The sequence below is a fragment of the Methylobacterium sp. PvP105 genome, assembly GCF_017876975.1.
GTDB lineage: Bacteria > Pseudomonadota > Alphaproteobacteria > Rhizobiales > Beijerinckiaceae > Methylobacterium > Methylobacterium radiotolerans.
Map to the genome: position 1 here is coordinate 4,060,440 of NZ_JAGIPA010000001.1, position 17,130 is coordinate 4,077,569.

The 17,130-nt window shown below is 70.5% G+C and carries 12 protein-coding genes and 2 pseudogenes; 7 read left to right on the forward strand and 7 right to left on the reverse strand.

Annotation, left to right across the window (positions count from 1 at the left end; translation table 11 throughout):
• Nucleotides 1-132 precede the first annotated feature (132 nt).
• A pseudogene (locus J3A75_RS20015) lies at nucleotides 133-3,072 on the forward strand (FAD-binding and (Fe-S)-binding domain-containing protein); the annotation flags it as partial.
• A 129-nt stretch (nucleotides 3,073-3,201) separates the two neighbouring features.
• Nucleotides 3,202-3,822, forward strand: a pseudogene (locus tag J3A75_RS20020) (GntR family transcriptional regulator); the annotation flags it as partial.
• A gap of 47 nt (nucleotides 3,823-3,869) precedes the next feature.
• On the opposite strand, the gene J3A75_RS20025 reads toward J3A75_RS20020, so the two are convergent.
• Nucleotides 3,870-4,799 carry a class I SAM-dependent methyltransferase gene (locus J3A75_RS20025; protein ID WP_012319860.1) on the reverse strand — a complete coding sequence of 310 codons (930 nt, stop codon included), beginning with the start codon at nucleotides 4,797-4,799 and terminating at the stop codon, nucleotides 3,870-3,872.
• A 177-nt stretch (nucleotides 4,800-4,976) separates the two neighbouring features.
• Nucleotides 4,977-5,630 (reverse strand): GntR family transcriptional regulator, encoded by a 654-nt coding sequence (locus J3A75_RS20030; RefSeq protein ID WP_012319861.1) that lies wholly within the window; start codon nucleotides 5,628-5,630, stop codon nucleotides 4,977-4,979.
• Between the two features lie 193 nt (nucleotides 5,631-5,823).
• Between J3A75_RS20030 and dctP the strand changes: the two genes are divergently transcribed.
• The 4 genes from dctP (at nucleotide 5,824) to J3A75_RS20050 (ending at nucleotide 9,548) form a co-directional block, all read left to right on the forward strand.
• Entirely contained in the window at nucleotides 5,824-6,846 is a 1,023-nt protein-coding gene (gene dctP, locus J3A75_RS20035) for a TRAP transporter substrate-binding protein DctP (RefSeq protein ID WP_012319862.1), read from the forward strand.
• On the forward strand, nucleotides 6,843-7,535 hold the full coding sequence (locus tag J3A75_RS20040) for a TRAP transporter small permease (RefSeq protein ID WP_012319863.1): 693 nt from the start codon (nucleotides 6,843-6,845) through the stop codon (nucleotides 7,533-7,535). Before dctP ends, J3A75_RS20040 begins: the two co-directional genes overlap by 4 nt.
• On the forward strand, nucleotides 7,532-8,884 hold the full coding sequence (locus J3A75_RS20045) for a TRAP transporter large permease (protein ID WP_024829636.1): 1,353 nt from the start codon (nucleotides 7,532-7,534) through the stop codon (nucleotides 8,882-8,884). Before J3A75_RS20040 ends, J3A75_RS20045 begins: the two co-directional genes overlap by 4 nt.
• Nucleotides 8,885-9,080: 196 nt before the next feature.
• A complete protein-coding gene (locus J3A75_RS20050) occupies nucleotides 9,081-9,548 on the forward strand; it encodes a YbaK/EbsC family protein (RefSeq protein WP_012319865.1) in 468 nt (155 codons plus the stop codon).
• Nucleotides 9,549-9,800: 252 nt separating this feature from the next.
• Here J3A75_RS20050 and J3A75_RS20055 read toward each other — a convergent pair whose 3' ends face one another.
• The 4 genes from J3A75_RS20055 to J3A75_RS20070 all read right to left on the reverse strand — a co-directional run bounded on the left by J3A75_RS20055 (nucleotide 9,801) and on the right by J3A75_RS20070 (nucleotide 14,628).
• On the reverse strand, nucleotides 9,801-10,613 hold the full coding sequence (locus tag J3A75_RS20055; RefSeq protein ID WP_209650703.1) for an enoyl-CoA hydratase/isomerase family protein: 813 nt from the start codon (nucleotides 10,611-10,613) through the stop codon (nucleotides 9,801-9,803).
• 24 nt (nucleotides 10,614-10,637) lie between these two features.
• Nucleotides 10,638-11,858 (reverse strand): CaiB/BaiF CoA transferase family protein, encoded by a 1,221-nt coding sequence (locus J3A75_RS20060; protein WP_209650704.1) that lies wholly within the window; start codon nucleotides 11,856-11,858, stop codon nucleotides 10,638-10,640.
• Between the two features lie 6 nt (nucleotides 11,859-11,864).
• A complete protein-coding gene (locus J3A75_RS20065; protein WP_012319868.1) occupies nucleotides 11,865-13,157 on the reverse strand; it encodes an MFS transporter in 1,293 nt (430 codons plus the stop codon).
• 220 nt (nucleotides 13,158-13,377) lie between these two features.
• Nucleotides 13,378-14,628, reverse strand: coding sequence for a nitrate/nitrite transporter (locus tag J3A75_RS20070; RefSeq protein ID WP_012319869.1), 1,251 nt, complete (start codon nucleotides 14,626-14,628; stop codon nucleotides 13,378-13,380).
• Between the two features lie 499 nt (nucleotides 14,629-15,127).
• Here J3A75_RS20070 and J3A75_RS20075 point away from each other — a divergent pair, with 499 nt between their 5' ends.
• Entirely contained in the window at nucleotides 15,128-16,078 is a 951-nt protein-coding gene (locus tag J3A75_RS20075; RefSeq protein WP_012319870.1) for a L,D-transpeptidase, read from the forward strand.
• A gap of 57 nt (nucleotides 16,079-16,135) precedes the next feature.
• On the opposite strand, the gene glpX is transcribed toward J3A75_RS20075, so the two are convergent.
• Nucleotides 16,136-17,119, reverse strand: coding sequence for a class II fructose-bisphosphatase (gene glpX / locus J3A75_RS20080; protein WP_012319871.1), 984 nt, complete (start codon nucleotides 17,117-17,119; stop codon nucleotides 16,136-16,138).
• Nucleotides 17,120-17,130 lie beyond the last annotated feature (11 nt).

The window sequence follows — 17,130 nt, forward strand, 5'->3', positions numbered from 1 at the left end:
TCCTTCGGGGCATGCCGCCGCGCAGGGCGCCGGCAGACCTCCCGGCGCGACGCCGCGGCCGGTTTGCTCCGCAGTGAATTTTGAATACATTTCCCGGCGGGTGGGCGCGTCCCATCCCGGGAGGGATCGATCGTGACGGAAGCGAGGGCGCATGCCCCGACGCCGCGTGCCGCGGCGCGGCTGGATGCCGGATTGCCGCGCAGGCTGGCGGAGCAGCTCCAGGGTGAGGCGCGCTTCGACGCGTTCACCCGCGGGCGCTACAGCACCGACGCGTCGATCTACCAGATCATGCCGGCCGGTGTGGTGCTGCCACGCTCCGCCGCCGACATCGCCGCGACCCTGCGCATCGCTGCCGAGCACGGCGCGCCGGTGATCCTGCGCGGCGGCGGCACCTCGCAGAACGGCCAGCCGATCGGGTCGGGGCTCGTGGTCGACTGCTCGCGGTACTTCAACGGCGTCCTGGCCTACGACGCGGAGGCCGGCACGATCACGGTCGAGCCCGGCATGGTGCTGGAGCGCCTGAACACCCGGGTGAAGGCCGACGGCTGGTTCTTCCCGGTCGAGCCCTCGACGGCGACCCGCTGCACCATCGGCGGCATGGCGGGCAACAATTCTTGCGGGGCCCGCTCCTTGCGCTACGGCAAGATGAGCGACAACGTTCTGGCGATCGAGGCGCTGCTCCACGACGGTGAGGCCTTCGGCTTCGACCTGACCGGCAACGCTCATCCGGGCGTGAACGGATCGGATCGGGCCGCGGCGCTGGCCGCGCGGATGCGCGGCCTCGCCGAGGATCACCGCGCCGAGATCGAGGCGCGCTACCCCAAGGTTCAGCGCCGTGTCGGCGGCTACAACCTCGATGCGCTGATCGAGGCCCAGCCGAACCTCGCGCACCTGCTCGTCGGTTCCGAGGGCACGCTGGCCGCGACCACCGCGGTGACGCTGAAGCTCTCGCGCCTGCCGACGCACCGGGTGATGGGCGTGTGCCACTTCCCGTCCTTCCGGGCCGCCATGGAGACGACGCGGCACATCGTCGGCCTGGACCCGGTGGCGGTCGAGCTCGTCGACAACAACGTCCTCGTGCTCGGCGCCGACATCCCGCTGTTCCGCACGACGCTCGCCGACATCACCAAAGGCAAGCCGAACTGCCTGCTCCTGACCGAGTTCGCCGGAGACGACCTCGCGACCCTCCGGCGCGACCTAAAGCGACTCGACGCCTGCATGGCCGATCACGGCTTTCCGGACGCCGTCGTGGAGGTGGTCGAGCCCGCCCGCCAGAGATCGGTCTGGGAGGTCCGCGAGGCCTGCCTCAACATCATGATGTCGATGAAGGGGGACGCCAAGCCGGTCTCCTTCATCGAGGACTGCGCCGTCCCGCTGGAGCACCTCGCCGACTACACGGACGCGGTGACGGAGGTCTTCACCAAGAACGGCACCCGCGGCACGTGGTACGCCCACGCCTCGGTCGGTTGCCTGCATGTCCGCCCGATCCTCGACATGAAGGACGCCGGCGATGTCCGGCGGATGCGGGCGATCGCGGAGGAGACCTCCGAGCTGGTGCGTCGCTACAAGGGTTCGTATTCCGGCGAGCACGGCGACGGCATCTCGCGCTCGGAATTCGTGGAGCCGCTCTTCGGCGCGACCCTCACCCGCGCCTTCGAGACCGTGAAGGACGCGTTCGACCCGGACAACCGACTCAACCCCGGCAAGATCGTGCGGGCGCCGAAATTCGACGATCGCAGCCTGTTCCGGTTCAAGCCGGACTACGCGGTCTCGGCCCCGATGAAGACCGCTCTGGACTGGTCGGACTGGGGCGGCTTCGGCTCCGCCGTCGAGATGTGCAACAACAACGGCACCTGCCGGAAGCTCGCCGGCGGCGCGATGTGCCCCTCCTACCGGGCCACCGGGGAGGAGCAGCACCTGACCCGCGGCCGGGCCAATTCGCTGCGGCTCGCCATCTCGGGCCAGCTCGGAAAGGACGCCTTCACCAGCCCGGAGATGAAGCGCACCCTCGATCTCTGCGTGTCCTGCAAGGCCTGCCGCCGCGAGTGCCCGACCGGCGTCGACATGGCCAAGATGAAGATCGAGTTCCTGCACCACTACCACGCCCGCCACGGGCTTCCCCTGCGGGAGCGCCTCATCGCGGCGATGCCGCTCTATGCCGGGGCCGCCGCGAAGCTGGCGCCGCTCCTCAATCTGCGGGACCGATACCCGGCCCTCGCCGCCCTGTCGGAGCGACTCGCCGGCCTCTCGGCCAAGCGCTCGCTGCCGCGCTGGCGCCGGCCCTGGAGCGAGCAGGGCGAGCCCGCCCACGCGCAGGACGTCGTCGGGGATTACCGCGACGTGATCCTGTTCGGCGACACCTTCAACCGCGCCTTCGAGCGGGAGAACCTCGAGGCGGCCGAGCGCGTGCTGCGGGCCGCGGGCTACCGGCTGCACCGGATCTACCCGTCCCGCGGCCGGCGTCCCCTCTGCTGCGGCCGGACCTGGCTCTCCGCCGGCCAGACCGACCGGGCGCGCCAGGAGGCGCGCCGCACCCTCGACGCGCTGCTGCCGTTCCTCCGCGCGGGCGCCCGCGTGGTCGGCCTGGAACCGTCCTGCCTGCTCACCTTCCGGGACGAGTTCGCAGCGCTGCTGCCGGGCGCGGACTCGGCGCTGCTGGCCGAGCGGTCGTTCCTGTTCGAGGAGTTGCTGGCGGCGGACCTGACGGCGGGCCGGATCGCGCTGCCGTTCGCCGACCAGGGCGGCCGCGTCGCGCATCTGCACGGGCACTGCCACCAGAAATCCTTCGGCGCGATGGGCTCGGTCGAGACGGTGCTCCGGGCGGTCCCGGGGCTCGACCTGCGGGTCATCGAATCGAGTTGCTGCGGGATGGCGGGCGCCTTCGGCTACCGGCCGGAATCGATCGAGACGTCCTTCGCGATGGCGGAGCTGTCGCTGTTCCCCGCCCTGCGCGCCGCCGGGCACGACGATCTCGTGGTCGCCGACGGGACGAGCTGCCGCCATCAGATCCACGACGGGCTGGGTCTCCAGGCGGAACATGTGGCTCGCGTGCTGGATCGGGCCCTCGCGCCTCGACACTCCATTGCCGGGCACCTACACATAGACCACAGGTCGCACCGACCTGACGTGTGTCGGGGGACCATGAACAAAATCGAGCCCGGGATCGGAATCAGCCGCCGCTACCTCCACGACGAGGTCGCCGAGCGCATGCGCGAGCTGATCCGGTCCGGCGAGATGGAGCCGAAGGCGCGGATCAACGAGGGCGAGCTGACCGAGCGCTTCGGGATCTCGCGGACCCCGCTCCGCGAGGCGATCAAGATCCTGGCGACAGAAGGTCTCCTCGAGCTGCTCCCGAACCGCGGGGCCCGCGTCGCCAGCATCTCGGACGGCGAGCTCGAGGAGATGATGGAGGTGATCGCCGGCCTCGAGGCGACGGCCGGCGACCTCGCCTGCCGGACGATCACCGACGCCGACATCGACGCCCTGGTGGTCGATCACGACGCGATGGTCGAGGCCTGGAAGGCCGGCGACGAGGCCGGCTACTTCAGCCACAACCGCCGGATCCACGAGGGGATCATGGCGGCGAGCCGCAACACGATCCTCGCCAACATCTACGAGAGCCTGTCGGGCCGGATCCAGCGCTCGCGCTACTCCGCCCACCAGACCCCGGAGCAGTGGGCCCGCGCGGTCTCCGAGCACGAGCGGATGATCGCGCTGCTGCGCGCCCGCGACGGTGCCGCCCTGGCCGTGCTGATGCGCGAGCACATCCGCGGGAAGAAGTCGGTGATCGCCGCCAATTACGGTGCCGCCGAGACGGCCTGAACGCCTCAATCGCGGCGGGCGGCCGGCGCCATCGAGGAGGCGCGCGATCAGCCGGGCATCCCGGTCATCTCGAACCAGAACGACGCGCCCGGCGTGCGCGAATCGTTCGCGTAGAGGAACGGGATGTCGGGGCCGGCGCCGCGGGCGGCGAACACCGTCCTGACCCGGGCGCTCATGGCAGGGTCCTGGCAGATGTACATCACCGGCACGGTTACCCGGAACGGCGGCGCGCCGCACAGCAGCATCGCCGCGAGCAGGTACTGCTCGTTGTACAGCCGGCAGTTCCACGCGGACGGGTAGTCGTCCGGGATGAAGATGTCGTGGATCTGCACGATCACGCCCGGCGCGAGGCGCGGCATGACCTCGAAGAAGAACACGGTCACGTCCGAATTGGCGAAGGAGCGGTGCGATCCGTCGAAGAACAGGATGTCGCCGGCCTTCAGTTCCTCGAAGATCTTCAGGTCGCAGGCTTCGAGCGGGCTGCGCACGGTCCAGTCGCAGAGGGCGTCGATCTCGCGGCGCGGCATCGGATCGATGGAGGTGATCCGCGTCGGCAACGTCAGGGTATCGATCGCGTGCCGCGCGAAGCAGGTGGAGCAGCCGGAGCCGATCTCGAAGAATCGCGCGGGGCGCTTCCAGGCCAGCATCGTCATCAGCGCGGCGCCGTCGAGGGCGGTGAACCACGTGTTGTTCCAGTGGGGTGTCGCGGCGCCGGCCATTGGGGCGTCGTGCGGGACGCTGTGCAGCAGGTCCGCCTGCGCCTCGAGTTCGGTGAGGAAGCGATCGTAGGCGGCGTGGGACCGGCCGAGCACCGCCTTGAGCTGGCCGTGCGGCGCCCGGCCCGGCGTCCAGCGCGACGACGGCACGACGGGGTAGTAGTCGTGGACCGTGTGGCTCCAGCGGAACGCCTCCCGGCTCGCCCGGAAGATATCCACTCCCGCCCGGCGGCCCGCGCTCCTGACGACGTCCTTCAGCATGATCTGTCCCCGGTTCGGGCGAACAATGCCGGTACTGCAACTTACGGTCGAGTCAGGCGGAACACCTACGCAGTCCGACCTGCGCGCAGGGTTAGGACGCGATGAAAGCGTGGCCTTCGGACCCGGTTCGGATCGGACGGGCCGCCCGCACCGGCCTCGCGGCTGCGGCTGCTCCGCTCAGGCGGCGCTCGGCGCCCGCAAACCCGCCACGAGATCGGTGAAGCGGTCGCCCTGGACGATCACGTGGCTGCGGAGGACGTCCGCGGCGCCGGCCTCGTCGCCCGCGATGATCGCGGCGACGATCGCCTCGTGCTCGGCCAGCGATTGCGGCAGGCGCTGGCGCACGCGCAGCTGCAGCCGCCGGTACGGGGCGAGACGGCGATGGAGCGACAGCGCCTGCTCCGCCAGGAACGCGTTCCGGCTCGCGCGGTACACCACCGTGTGGAACACGTAGTTCTCGGCGTAGTAGGCCTCGGTGTCCTCGGTCGCCAGGGCGGCGCGGCAGCCCTCCAGCGCGGCGCGCAGCGCGGCGGCGTCCTCGGCGACGAGGCGGCGCGCCGCGAGGCGGCCGCACGCCGCCTCGATCTCCGCCATCGTCTCGAACATGGCGAGCAGCAGGTGCGGCTCGGGGGCGCTGACGATCGCGCCGCGCCGGGGCTTCGTCTGCACGAGCCCGGTGACGGCGAGCTGCAGCAGCGCCTCGCGGATCGGCGTGCGCGAGACCCCGAAACGGGCCGCGAGCTGGTTCTCGTCGAGCCGCGACCCCAGGGCGAGCTCGCCCGAGACGATCTCGTCCTCGATACGCTGCCTCAGCCGCTGCGCGTGGCTCATGCTCCCGGTTCCTCCCCGATGATCGGGCCGCGCGACGCCCCGCCCGTTGAGGCCGGCGGATGTTCGACGCACGCGAACATTATGCTGGAGCATTGACAAAATATACAAGCCGGTTTTCCATGCATACAACGAAGCGCCGCACTATTGCGGCGCACAAAAGTACGCCGCGTTGTTTGCGGTGCGGGAGAGCTTCATGACGCCCACTCGTCGCTCGCTGATCGCGGCCACGCTCGCGGCACCGGCCATCCTGCGGTTCGGCCTGAACAGCGCCCAGGCGGCCACGACGCTGAAGCTGTCCCACCAGTTTCCCGGCGGCACGATCGACGAGGGCGATTTCCGCGACCGCATGTGCCGGAAGTTCGCCAAGATGGTCGGCGAGCGCTCGAAGGGTGCCCTGGACGTCCAGGTCTACCCGGGCTCCTCGCTGATGAAGACGAACGCCCAGTTCGGCGCCATGCGCAAGGGCGCGCTCGACATGTCGCTCTACCCGAGCCCGTACGCGGGTGGCGAGATCCCGGAGCTCAACATCGGCCTGATGCCCGCCCTGGTGACGTCCTACGCCCAGGCGGTGGCGTGGAAGGCGGCTCCGGTCGGCCGCAAGCTCACCGAGATCCTGGACGCGAAGGGCATCATCCTGGTCTCCTGGGTCTGGCAGGCCGGCGGCGTCGCGAGCCGGGAGCGCGCCCTCGTGGCGCCGGCCGACGCCAAGGGCATGAAGGTCCGCGGCGGCTCGCGCGAGATGGACATGATGATGAAGGAGGCCGGCGCGGCCACCCTCTCGATCCCGTCGAACGAGTCCTACGCGGCGATGCAGACCGGCGCCTGCGACGCGGTGATCACCTCCTCCACGAGCCTGATCTCCTTCCGCCTGGAGGAGCTGTCCAAGGCGCTGACCTCGGGGCGCGAGCGCTCCTACTGGTTCATGCTCGAGCCGATCATGATGTCCAAGATCGTGTTCTCGGGCCTGCCGAAGGAGCAGCAGGACCTGATCATGGCGGTCGGCACGGAGCTCGAAGCCTTCGGCCAGTCCGGCGCGAAGGAGGACGACACCCGGGTCGAGGAGATCTTCGCCAAGGCCGGCGCCAAAGTCGTCCAGGTCGACGAGAAATCCCTCGGCCAGTGGCGGGATCTCGCCCGCAACACCGCCTGGAAGGATTACGCCGCCAAGAACGCGAACTGCGCGGAGCTGCTGAAGCTCGCGGAGCAGGTCGCGTGAGCCACGGCTTCGACGCGGCCACGGCCGCTCCGGAGGCGCGCGGTGCCGAAGAGCCGCGCCTGCCGGGCCTCCTCGGCGCCTTCGACCGGGGCATGCGCCTCCTGAACAGGGTGATCCTGGCCCTGGGCGGTCTCTGCCTCGTGGCGGCCTGCCTCGTGCTCACCCACAGCGTCGTCGTCCGCTACCTCCTGAAGGAGCCGACGGAGTGGCAGGACGAGATGGCGGTGTTCCTGATCATCGGGGCCACCTTCCTGTCGGCGGCCGGCGTCCAGGCCAAGCGGGGGCACGTGGCGATCGAGGCGTTGACCGGTCTCCTCCCGCCGGCCGCGAACCGGGTGCGGCTCCTCCTGGCCGACCTGGTCAGCCTCGCCTTCTGCCTGTTCTTCGCGTGGAAGAGCTGGTCCCTCGATCACGAGGCCTGGGTCGACGGACAGGTCTCGCAATCGACCTGGGGGCCGCCGCTGTGGATCCCTTACACGCTCATGTCCGTCGGCATGAGCCTGCTGTGCCTCCAGTTCGTCCTGCAGATCGCGGAGGCCCTCGCCTACGGGCCGCGGGCCGCCGGATGGGCGCAGCCCAAGATCGGGCTCGGGGCCGACGTCAATCGCGACATGCACGGGGCGGCCGAGGTCGCGCCCCGAGGACCGGATCCGCTGGGTCAGACCGTTTCCGCGAAGGTTGAACGATGAGCACGGCCGCGATCGGCTTCCTGTACGCGGGCGCGACCCTCGGGGCGATGCTCTCGGGCATCCCCATCGCCTTCGCGCTGGGCTTCGTGGCGCTCGCCTTCATGGTGGCGTTCATGCCCGGCGCCTCCCTCGATACGGTGGCGCAGAACGTCTACGAGGAGATGGCCTCGATCACCCTGCTGTCGATCCCGCTCTTCATCCTGAAGGGCGCTGCCATCGGCCGGTCCAAGGCCGGTCAGGATCTCTACACGGCCATGCATGCCTGGATGCACCGCATCCCGGGCGGCCTGGGCATCGCCAACGTCTTCGCCTGCGCGCTGTTCGCCGCCATGGCGGGCTCCAGCCCGGCCACCTGCTCGGCGATCGGCTCGGCCGGCATCCCGGAGATGCGCAAGCGCGGCTACTCGCCGGGCTTCGCGGCCGGGATCATCGCGGCGGGCGGCACGCTCGGCATCCTGCTGCCGCCCTCGATCACCATGATCCTGTACGCGGTCGCGGCCGAGCAGTCGCTCGGGCGCCTGTTCCTCGCGGGCATCGGGCCGGGTCTCCTGCTGGTGGGCCTGTTCGCCGCGTGGTCGATGGTGCGGTTCCGCTCCGAGTACGCCGCCGCCAAGGAGGCCCTGGAGCGCGGCGGGCCGGCCTCGCCGATCCTGGCCGACGAGCAGTACAGCATGGCGCAGCGGTTCTCGACGCTGCCGCGGGTCCTGCCCTTCGTGGTCCTGCTCACCGGCGTGATGGTGGCGCTCTACGGCGGCTACGCCACGCCGTCCGAGACCGCGGGCCTCGGCGGGCTGATGGCCCTGGCGCTGATCGCCGCGATCTACGGCGTCTGGCGCTTCCGCGACGTCACGCCGATCCTGACGGCGACGCTGCGGGAATCGACCATGCTGATGCTGATCATCGGCATGTCGCTCCTCTACGCCTACGTGATGAGCTACCTGCACATCTCGCAATCGGCCGCCGCCGCGATCGTCGCGATGCAGCTCTCTCCCTGGGTACTGCTCGTGACCATCCTGGCGCTGGTGATCGCGCTCGGCTTCTTCCTGCCGCCGGTCTCGATCATCCTGATGACGGCGCCGATCATCCTGCCACCGCTCAAGGCCGCCGGTTTCGACCTCGTCTGGTTCGGCGTCGTGATGACCATCACCATGGAGATGGGCCTGATCCACCCGCCGGTGGGCCTGAACATCTTCGTCATCAAGAACATCGCCCCCGACATCCCGCTCTCGGACATCATCTGGGGCACCTTGCCCTTCGTGATCCTGATGGCGGTGGCGATCCTGATCCTGTGCCTCGTGCCGGGCATCGCGATGTGGCTGCCGGACCTGCTGCTGACGACGACGCGGTAGGTCGAGACGCGCAACGAGTCCGCGCGGCGGGCCCCTCTCCGCCCGGAGAGGGGCCCGCCGCGTGAGGAGACGCGGTCGGGCGAGCGCCGCGTTCCGCGCAGCTACCACCCGCGTCGGCGCTCTGGCCGCCGCGCCCGGAGCCGCCTATGGCAGCGCGCGCGCCGCGCCGCGCAGATCTCGAGCTCCGGATCGAACCATGAGCCTCACTTCCGTGCGCGCCTTCTTCGCCGAGAAGGCGCCCGACATCGCGGTCATCGTCCTGGAAACCAGCACCGCGACCGTCGCCGAGGCGGCAGAGGGCCACGGCGTCGTCCCGGCGCAGATCGCCAAGACGCTCTCGATCCGCGTCGGCGAGCAGGTCGCCCTGGTGGTGACGCGCGGCGACGCGCGCCTCGACAACCGGAAGGCCAAGGCCGCCTTCGGCGGCAAGGTGCGGATGCTCGATCTCGGCGAGGTCGAGGCCGTGACCGGCCATCCGGTGGGCGGCGTCTGCCCCTTCGGCCTGCCGACGCCGCTGCCGGTCTACTGCGACGTCTCGCTGAGAGCGTTCGACGAGGTGGTGCCGGCGGCCGGCAGCACCCACAGCTCGGTGCGGATCGCGCCGGCGCGGATGGCCGAGCTCACCGGCGCCGCCTGGGTCGATGTCTGCGCGCTGCCGGGCTGAGCGGCTTGGTCAGCGCCGTTCCCGCTCCGCACGAGGCGCGGGTCCCCTCTCCCGTGCGGGAGAGGGACAGGGTGAGGGATCAGGTCTGTCCGGACGAGGCGCGCGCGGTCAACGCAGGATCGCGCGCTTGATCCTGAACGTTCTCGTCCCTCACCCCAACCCTCTCCCGCACGGGAGAGGGGGCATGGCGCCACTGTCTCGTTACCGAAGACGCCTTCCCTCCGGACTGTCGCGGCACGACCGGGAGCGGTCCTAGCGCCCGGTCCAGTTGGGCGTGCGCTTGCCGAGGAAGGCCTCCATGCCCTCGCGGAAGTCCTGGCTCATGTAGCACATGAGGATCAGGTCATCGCCGGGCTGCGGGGCGCCCTCGGCGCCGGCCTCCTCCTCGGCGAGGCGCCGCAGCCCCTCCTTGGTCGCCTGCATGGTCAGCGGCGCGTGGTTGGCCAGCAGCTGCGCCAGGGTGTCCACCCGCTCGGTGAGCGCGGCGCGATCGTCCACCATCTCGCCGATGAGCCCGATGCCGAGCGCCTCCTCGGCGCCGACGAGGCGGGCGGTGAAGATGATGTCCTTGACCCGCGCCGGGCCGATCAGGCCGGAGAGGCGCTTGAGGTTGCCTTGGCTCAGGCAGTTGCCGAGGGTGCGGGCGATCGGGAAGCCGAATCGCGCGTCGCGGGTGGCGATCCGCAGGTCGCAGGCTGCCGCGATGGCCGCGCCGCCGCCCGTGCAGGCCCCGGCGATCGCCGCGATGGTCGGCACCCGCAGCCGCTCCAGGGAGCCCAGCACCTTGTCCATGAAGCGCTCGTAGCCCAGCGCGTCCTCGGCGGTGCTGAAGTCGCGGAACTGGGCGATGTCGGTCCCGGCCGCGAAGGCCTTGTCGCCCGCGCCGGTGATGATCAGCGCCTTGACCGCCGGATTCTCGGCGATCGCCTCGCAGCAGGTGATCAGGCCCTGATACATCGCGAAGGTGAGCGCGTTGCGCGCCTGCGGGCGGTTCAGGACGATGCGGGCGATGCCGGCCTCGTCGATGGTGAACAGCAGCTCGTCGGTCGCGGGCTTGGCGGTCATGCGCGGCGTCTCCGGGTGGCGGCGTCAGGCCGCGGTCTCGCGGACCACGCCCCGCGCGATCAGCGCGTCGATCTCGGCCGGCGCGTACCCGGCCTCGGCCAGGATCGCCCGGGAATGCTCGCCGAGCAACGGGGCCGGCCCATGCACGCGTCCCGGCGTCTCGGAGAACTTCACCGGCAGGCCCAGGGTCTTCATGCGCCCGACCCGCGGGTGATCCACCTCGACCACCATCTCGCGGGCGAGCGCCTGCGGGTCGCGGTGCATCGCGTTCACGTCGAGGACCGGTCCGGCCGGCACGCCGCCGGCCTCGAGCCGGGCGAGCCACTCGGCCGAGCTGTGGGCCCGGAAGATCGGCGCGAGGGTCGCGGCGAGGTCGTGCCGGTTGGCCATCCGGTCGCGGTTGAGCGCGAAGCGCGGGTCCTCGGCGAGGTCGTCGGCGCCGATGGCCTTGAGCAGGCGCAGCCAATTGGTCTGGTTGGCCGCGCCGATCGTGATCCAGCCGTCGGCGGTCTCGAAGGCCTCGTAGGGGGCGTTCAGCGGATGGGCCGAGCCCATCGGGCCGGGCGCGATCCCGGTCGCCATGGCGATGGCCGACTGCCAGTAGGTGTGGGTGATGCCGGCCTCGAACAGCGACGTGTCGACCGCCTGCCCCCGGCCCGTCCGGAGCCGGTTCGCGTAGGCGGCCAGGACGCCCATGGCGGCCAGGATGCCGGCGGTGATGTCGGTGACCGGCGGCCCGCACTTCATCGGCGGTCGCCCGGGGCCCTCCCCGGTCACCGACATGAGGCCGCTCATGCCCTGCGCCACGAGGTCGAATCCGGCCCGGTCGGCGTAGGGACCGGTGCGGCCGAAGCCGGAGAGCGAGCAGTAGACCAGCTCGGGGAACTCGACCTTCAGGGTCTCGCACCCGATCCCGAGGCGCTCCATCGTGCCGCCGCGGTAGTTCTCGATCAGGGCGTCCGCGCCCTTGAGCAGGCGGCGCAGGACCGCGACGCCGTCCGGATCCTTCAGGTCGAGGCTGATGCCGCGCTTGCCGCGGTTCATCATCATGTAGGCGGCGCTCTCGCCCTCGAGGGCGGGCGGGACGGTGCGACGGGTGTCGTCGCCCTCCATCTTCTCGACCTTGATCACCTCCGCGCCCATGTCGGCGAGCATCAACCCGCAGACCGGCCCGGCCATGATGTGGGCGAGCTCGATCACCCGCATCCCGGCGAGCGGGCCCGACCGCTTCATCGTTTCCGCCATCGCGCCCTACTCCCCGGCCGGCACGGTGGCCGCGGGGGCGACCGGCGGCGTGACGGGATCCACGAACTCCCGCTCGGGGTGCATGGTGAAGGCCAGCGCGGCGCCGAGCAGGCACAGGCCGATCGAGCCGACGAAGGGCAGCGTCCAGCTCCCGGTCGCGTCCACGATGACGCCGAAGACGATCGGCGAGACGATCGCCGCCACGGCCGAGCCGGTGTTCATCAGCCCGCTGGCGGTCCCGGCATATTTCGGCGCGATATCCATCGGCACGGACCAGATCGGTCCGATCACGAGCTCGGCGAAGAAGAAGCCGGAGGACAGGAGCAGCGCCACGAGCGTCAGGTCCCGCGTCATGAACACGCCGGCGAGGCTGGCGGCGGCCCCGAGGAAGCCGATCACGATCACCGACAGGCGCGCGAGCTTCACGTTGCCGGTGCGGTGCAGGATCGAGTCGCTGAGCATGCCGCCGACCGTGTCGCCGACGACGCCCGCGAAGAACACGCCCGAGGCGAACAGGGCCGAGTTCTTCAGGTCGAGGCTGTAGTTCTCCTTGAAGAAGCTCGGGAGCCAGCCGAGGAACAGCCACAGGGTCCAGCCGTAGCAGAAATACGTGATGGAGACCGGCAGCATGCGGCGGGTCAGGGCGCCCCACGGCACGCTCTGCTTCGCGCCGACCTTGCGGGGCGGCGGCAGCGTGTCGAGCTCCGCCTTGGTGATCGCCGGATGCTCGGACGGGTCGTCACGGAAGTACAGCCACCAGATCGCGACCCAGACGAAGCTCACCGCGCCGAGGATCACGAAGCTGGTCCGCCAGCCGAAATGGTAGATCAGGAAGGCGACGATCGGGGGCGCCACCGCGTTGCCGAGCCGCGCGAAGGCGTGGGTGATGCCCTGCGCGAAGCCGCGCCGGCCGGGCGCCGTCCAGTTCTGCATGGCGCGGGTGGCGGTCGGGAAGGTCGCGCCCTCGCCGAAGCCGAGCAGCACCCGGGCCAGGAACAGGCTCACGAGACCGCCGACCATGCCGGTCAGGATGGTCGCCGAGGCCCAGATCACCCCGCAGGCGAGCAGCGTGCGCCGGGCGCCGAACTTGTCGCCGACCGACCCGCCGATCACCTGGAAGATCGCGTACGGGTAGGCGAAGGCCGACAGGATCAGACCGAAATCGGTCTTCGACATGCCGAAATCGCGCATGATCTCCGCGCCGGCCGTGGCGATGTTCACCCGGTCCAGATAGGTGATGAAGTACATCACACAGAGCAGGCCGAGCACGCCGTTCGTGGCGCTGAAGCGCTTCGACATCGACCGTTCCTCCCATGGGGCTCCGCCTCTCGCGGTCGCCGGGCGCCTCGGCGTCGGGGCCGGGCGCTCTCTCGTAATGCATTATTCAAACGCGTTGCGAGGCGGAAGGCAACCGCCGACCTGCATCCGGCACGCGAATTCCTGGTTCGCGCTGCAACTGAAAACGGGGACCCCAGGGTCCCCGTCACAGGTCGTTCGCCGCTACGAGACGCTGCGGCGGTCAGGCCGTCGCGGGCCGCAGCTGGCCCTGCTCGGCCTCGGCCGCGGTGCCGAGTGCCTTGCCGCGCGGCCCGACCCAGCTCCCGACCCACTTCCGCTGCCAGAGCGCGAGGCAGCCGAGGACGACCGCCGTGAAGGCGGCGTAGCCGACGAAGCCCAGCGAGAACGAGCCGGTATACTGCTTGGACAGGCCCATGACGTTCGGCAGGATCGCGCCGCCCAGCGCCCCGATCTCGCCGATCATCGAGCCGGCCACGGCCGTGTTGGTCGGCCAGCGCAGCGGAACGAGCTGGAACAGCGCGCCGTTGCCGGCCCCGAGGGCCGCGAAGCACAGCATGAACAGGAGCGTCGTGAGCGCCAGGGAGGGGGTCGCGGTCAGCGACAGCAGCGTGGCGATCGCCGCGAGCAGCACCACCGACAGGACCGCGATCCCGCCCATCCGGTCGGCGAAGTAGCCCCCGACGATCCGGATGCCCGAGCCCATGAAGGCCGCCAGCATGGTTAGGCGCCCGGCCTCGACCTTCGTCACCGCGAACTGCTCGTAGAAGAAGGTCGGCAGGAAGTTCGAGAGGCCGATGAAGCCGCCGAAGGTGATGACGTAGATCAGCGAGAACGCCCAGCCGTCCTTGGTGAACAGACAGGAGACGTGCTCCTTGAAGGTCTGGTGCTCGCAGTCCGGCGGCTCCTTGGCGAGCACGATCATGATCGCGAGGGGCAGCAGCATGACGACGCCCGCGAAGGCGTAGGTGGTCTGCCAGCCGTAGGCCTGGGCCAGCGGCGGGGCGAACAGCACGGCCAGCACGGTGCCGGAATTGCCGGCGCCCGCGATGCCCATCGCCAGCCCCTTGTGCTCCGGCGGGAACCAGCCCGAGCCGAGGGACAGCGCGACGCCGAAGGACGCGCCGGCGATGCCGAGCAGGACGCCCATGGCGAGGACGTCGTTGTAGGAGGAGACGAAGAGATAGCCGTAGGCCATCGCCAGCATGATCACGCTCATCTCGGTGATCGCGGCGTTCTTCCGGCCGATATACTGGGCCAGAACGCCGAGCGGGAAGCGCATCAGCGCTCCGGCGAGGATCGGCAGCGAGATCATGAAGCCGGTCTGGGCCGGCGAGAGCTTGAAGGTCTCGGTGATGAACGGCCCCATGGCGCCGTTCAGGACCCAGATGGCGAAACAGAAATCGAAGTAGAGGAATGCCGCGAACAGCGTCGGGGGGTGACCCGACTTCATCACCGTTTTGAAGCTGGCCATAGCTGGTGCTCGTCGTAAGTGGGCGAACCGCCACGCGGTCGCTCATGCCGGGGATCCGGACTCACACCGTCCGCTGTTTGGAGCGCCGTTGCTCCGCCGCCGCAGCAGGCGCGGCTGAGTGGGCAATGCAGCAAGCGTGCCATACCGCACGGGACGCGTGCCGCGCGGTCCGCCCGGCTCCGGCCGTCTCCGGGCCGGACCTCCTCCCGCCGAGTCGCTGCCGCTCGGCGAGGCAGGCGTGCCGAGTAAACGGGCGCCCGCCCGACGCGCTCACGGATCGGTGAGCGACGCCGTCGAAATCATTGCTGCACGAGGGCAACACAGGCGCGGAGAAACGACCCGGAAGACCCTGTAAGTTGCCCTCGATCAACGTCGGCAACTTGGCGGTAAAGCGCGACCTTTGCTAAGCCCCGGGATGAGCTGCGCCGCGACTTCGTGCGGGCCCGCTCGCCTGCGCGTCGCGGCAAGCCCCGGCGACGCCTCCCGAGGAATTCGAACCATGTCCGCCCCGATCCGTCGCCTTCTCCTGGCCGGCTTCACGGTCCTCGCCCTCGCCTCCACCGCGCACGCCCAGGGCCGCGGCCCGGTGGGCGAGGCCGGGATCGACGGGTTCGGCGACGACGGTCAGCTCTACCAGGATCAGAACGGCGCGCTCTACGTCCGTCGCGGCGGCCGCTACCTGCCCTATACCGGCCGCACCGACTTCGTGCGCCCGGCACCGCCGCGCCCCGCCGCGCAGGCCCCGGTCGCGCCGCCGCCGGCCGCCACCCTGGAGACGGACGATCCGACGGTTCCGGCCCGCCCGGGCAGCGTGCCGCCGGCAGAGGGCCTGTCGCCCCTGGAGGCCGCCAAGGCCAAGGCCGTCCTCCGCGCGCCCGACAACGAGCCGATCGACTACGCCAAGGTTTACGGCCCGATCACGGACGACGTGTTCCCGGTCCAGGCGTTCAATTACAAGAAGATGAACCCCGCGTTCCTCCGCCAGGAGATCGCCTATCACGGGCCCTACGAGCCGGGGACGATCATCGTGGACCCGCGGGCGCACCAGCTCACCCTGGTCGAGGCGAACGGTCGGGCCCGGCGCTACGGCGTCGGCGTCGGCAAGCAGGGCTTCTCGTGGTCGGGTACCGCGACGGTGAACTCCAAGCAGGCCTGGCCGGACTGGTACCCGCCGAAGGAGATGATCGCCCGCAGCCCGAAGCTCGCCAGCGAGGTCGACAAGCTGCAGAGCGGCCTCGGCGTCGCCGGCGGCCTGCGCAACCCGCTCGGGGCCCGCGCCATGTACCTCTGGCAGGGCAACAAGGACACGCTGTTCCGCATCCACGGGACGCTGGAGCCCTTCTCCATCGGCAAGAGCGTGTCGTCGGGCTGTATCCGGATGATCAATCAGGACGCGATCGACCTGTTCAGCCGCGTCCCCGTCGGCAGCAAGGTGGTAGTGCTGAACTGAAGCCGGGCCGAACCGTCGGACTGAACGCCGCCGGTCGCGGACCGGCGGCCCGCGGGATCAGGTCAGCCCGCGGCGGTGCTCGCCGAGGATCCGCCGCACCGTCCCGGCCTCGGACCGGTAGACCAGGGTCTCGGTCTGGATCCGGTCCGGCCTGAAGCGCACGCCGCGCAGGAGCGCCCCGTCGGTGATGCCCGTGGCGGCCACGATGACGTCACCGCTCGCGAGGTCGGTCAGGTCGTATTTCCGGTCGAGATTCTCGATGCCCATCTCGGCGGCCCGGCGCCGCCGGTCCGGGGTATCCAGGATCAGGCGCCCCTGCATCTGGCCGCCGATGCAGCGCATCGCGGCGGCCGCCAGCACGCCCTCGGGCGCCGCGCCGGTCCCGAGATACAGGTCGATGCCCGTCTCCTCGGGGCTCGCCGTGAAGATGATCCCGGCGATGTCGCCGTCCGAGATCAGGCGCACCGCCGCGCCGGCCGCCCGCACCTCGGCCACGAGGGCCGCGTGGCGCGGCCGGTCGAGGATCAGGGCGGTGATCTGCTTCGGATCGACGCCCTTGGCCCTGGCCAGCGCCAGGATGTTGTCGGTCGGGCTGGCGTCGAGATCGACGAGCCCGGGCGGGTAGCCGGGCCCGATGGCAATCTTCTGCATGTAGACGTCGGGCGCGGCGAGGAGCGAGCCGCGCTCCGCCATGGCCATGACCGCGATGGCGCCGGGCATGTCCTTGGCGCAGAGGGTCGTGCCCTCCAGCGGATCGACCGCGATGTCGACCTCGGGCCCTTCCCCGAGACCGAGCTGCTCGCCGATGAACAGCATCGGCGCCTGATCGCGCTCCCCCTCCCCGATCACCACGGTGCCGCGGATCGGCAGGCCGTTGAGTTCGTCGCGCATCGCGTCGACCGCCGCCTGGTCGGCCGCCTTCTCGTCGCCCTGGCCGCGCAATCGGGCGGCGGCGATGGCGGCACGCTCCGTCACGCGGGCCAGTTCGAGGGCGAGCGTGCGCGGGACGCCGCGCGATGCCGGCTTGGGGGCCTCTTCCATGGTTTCCTGCC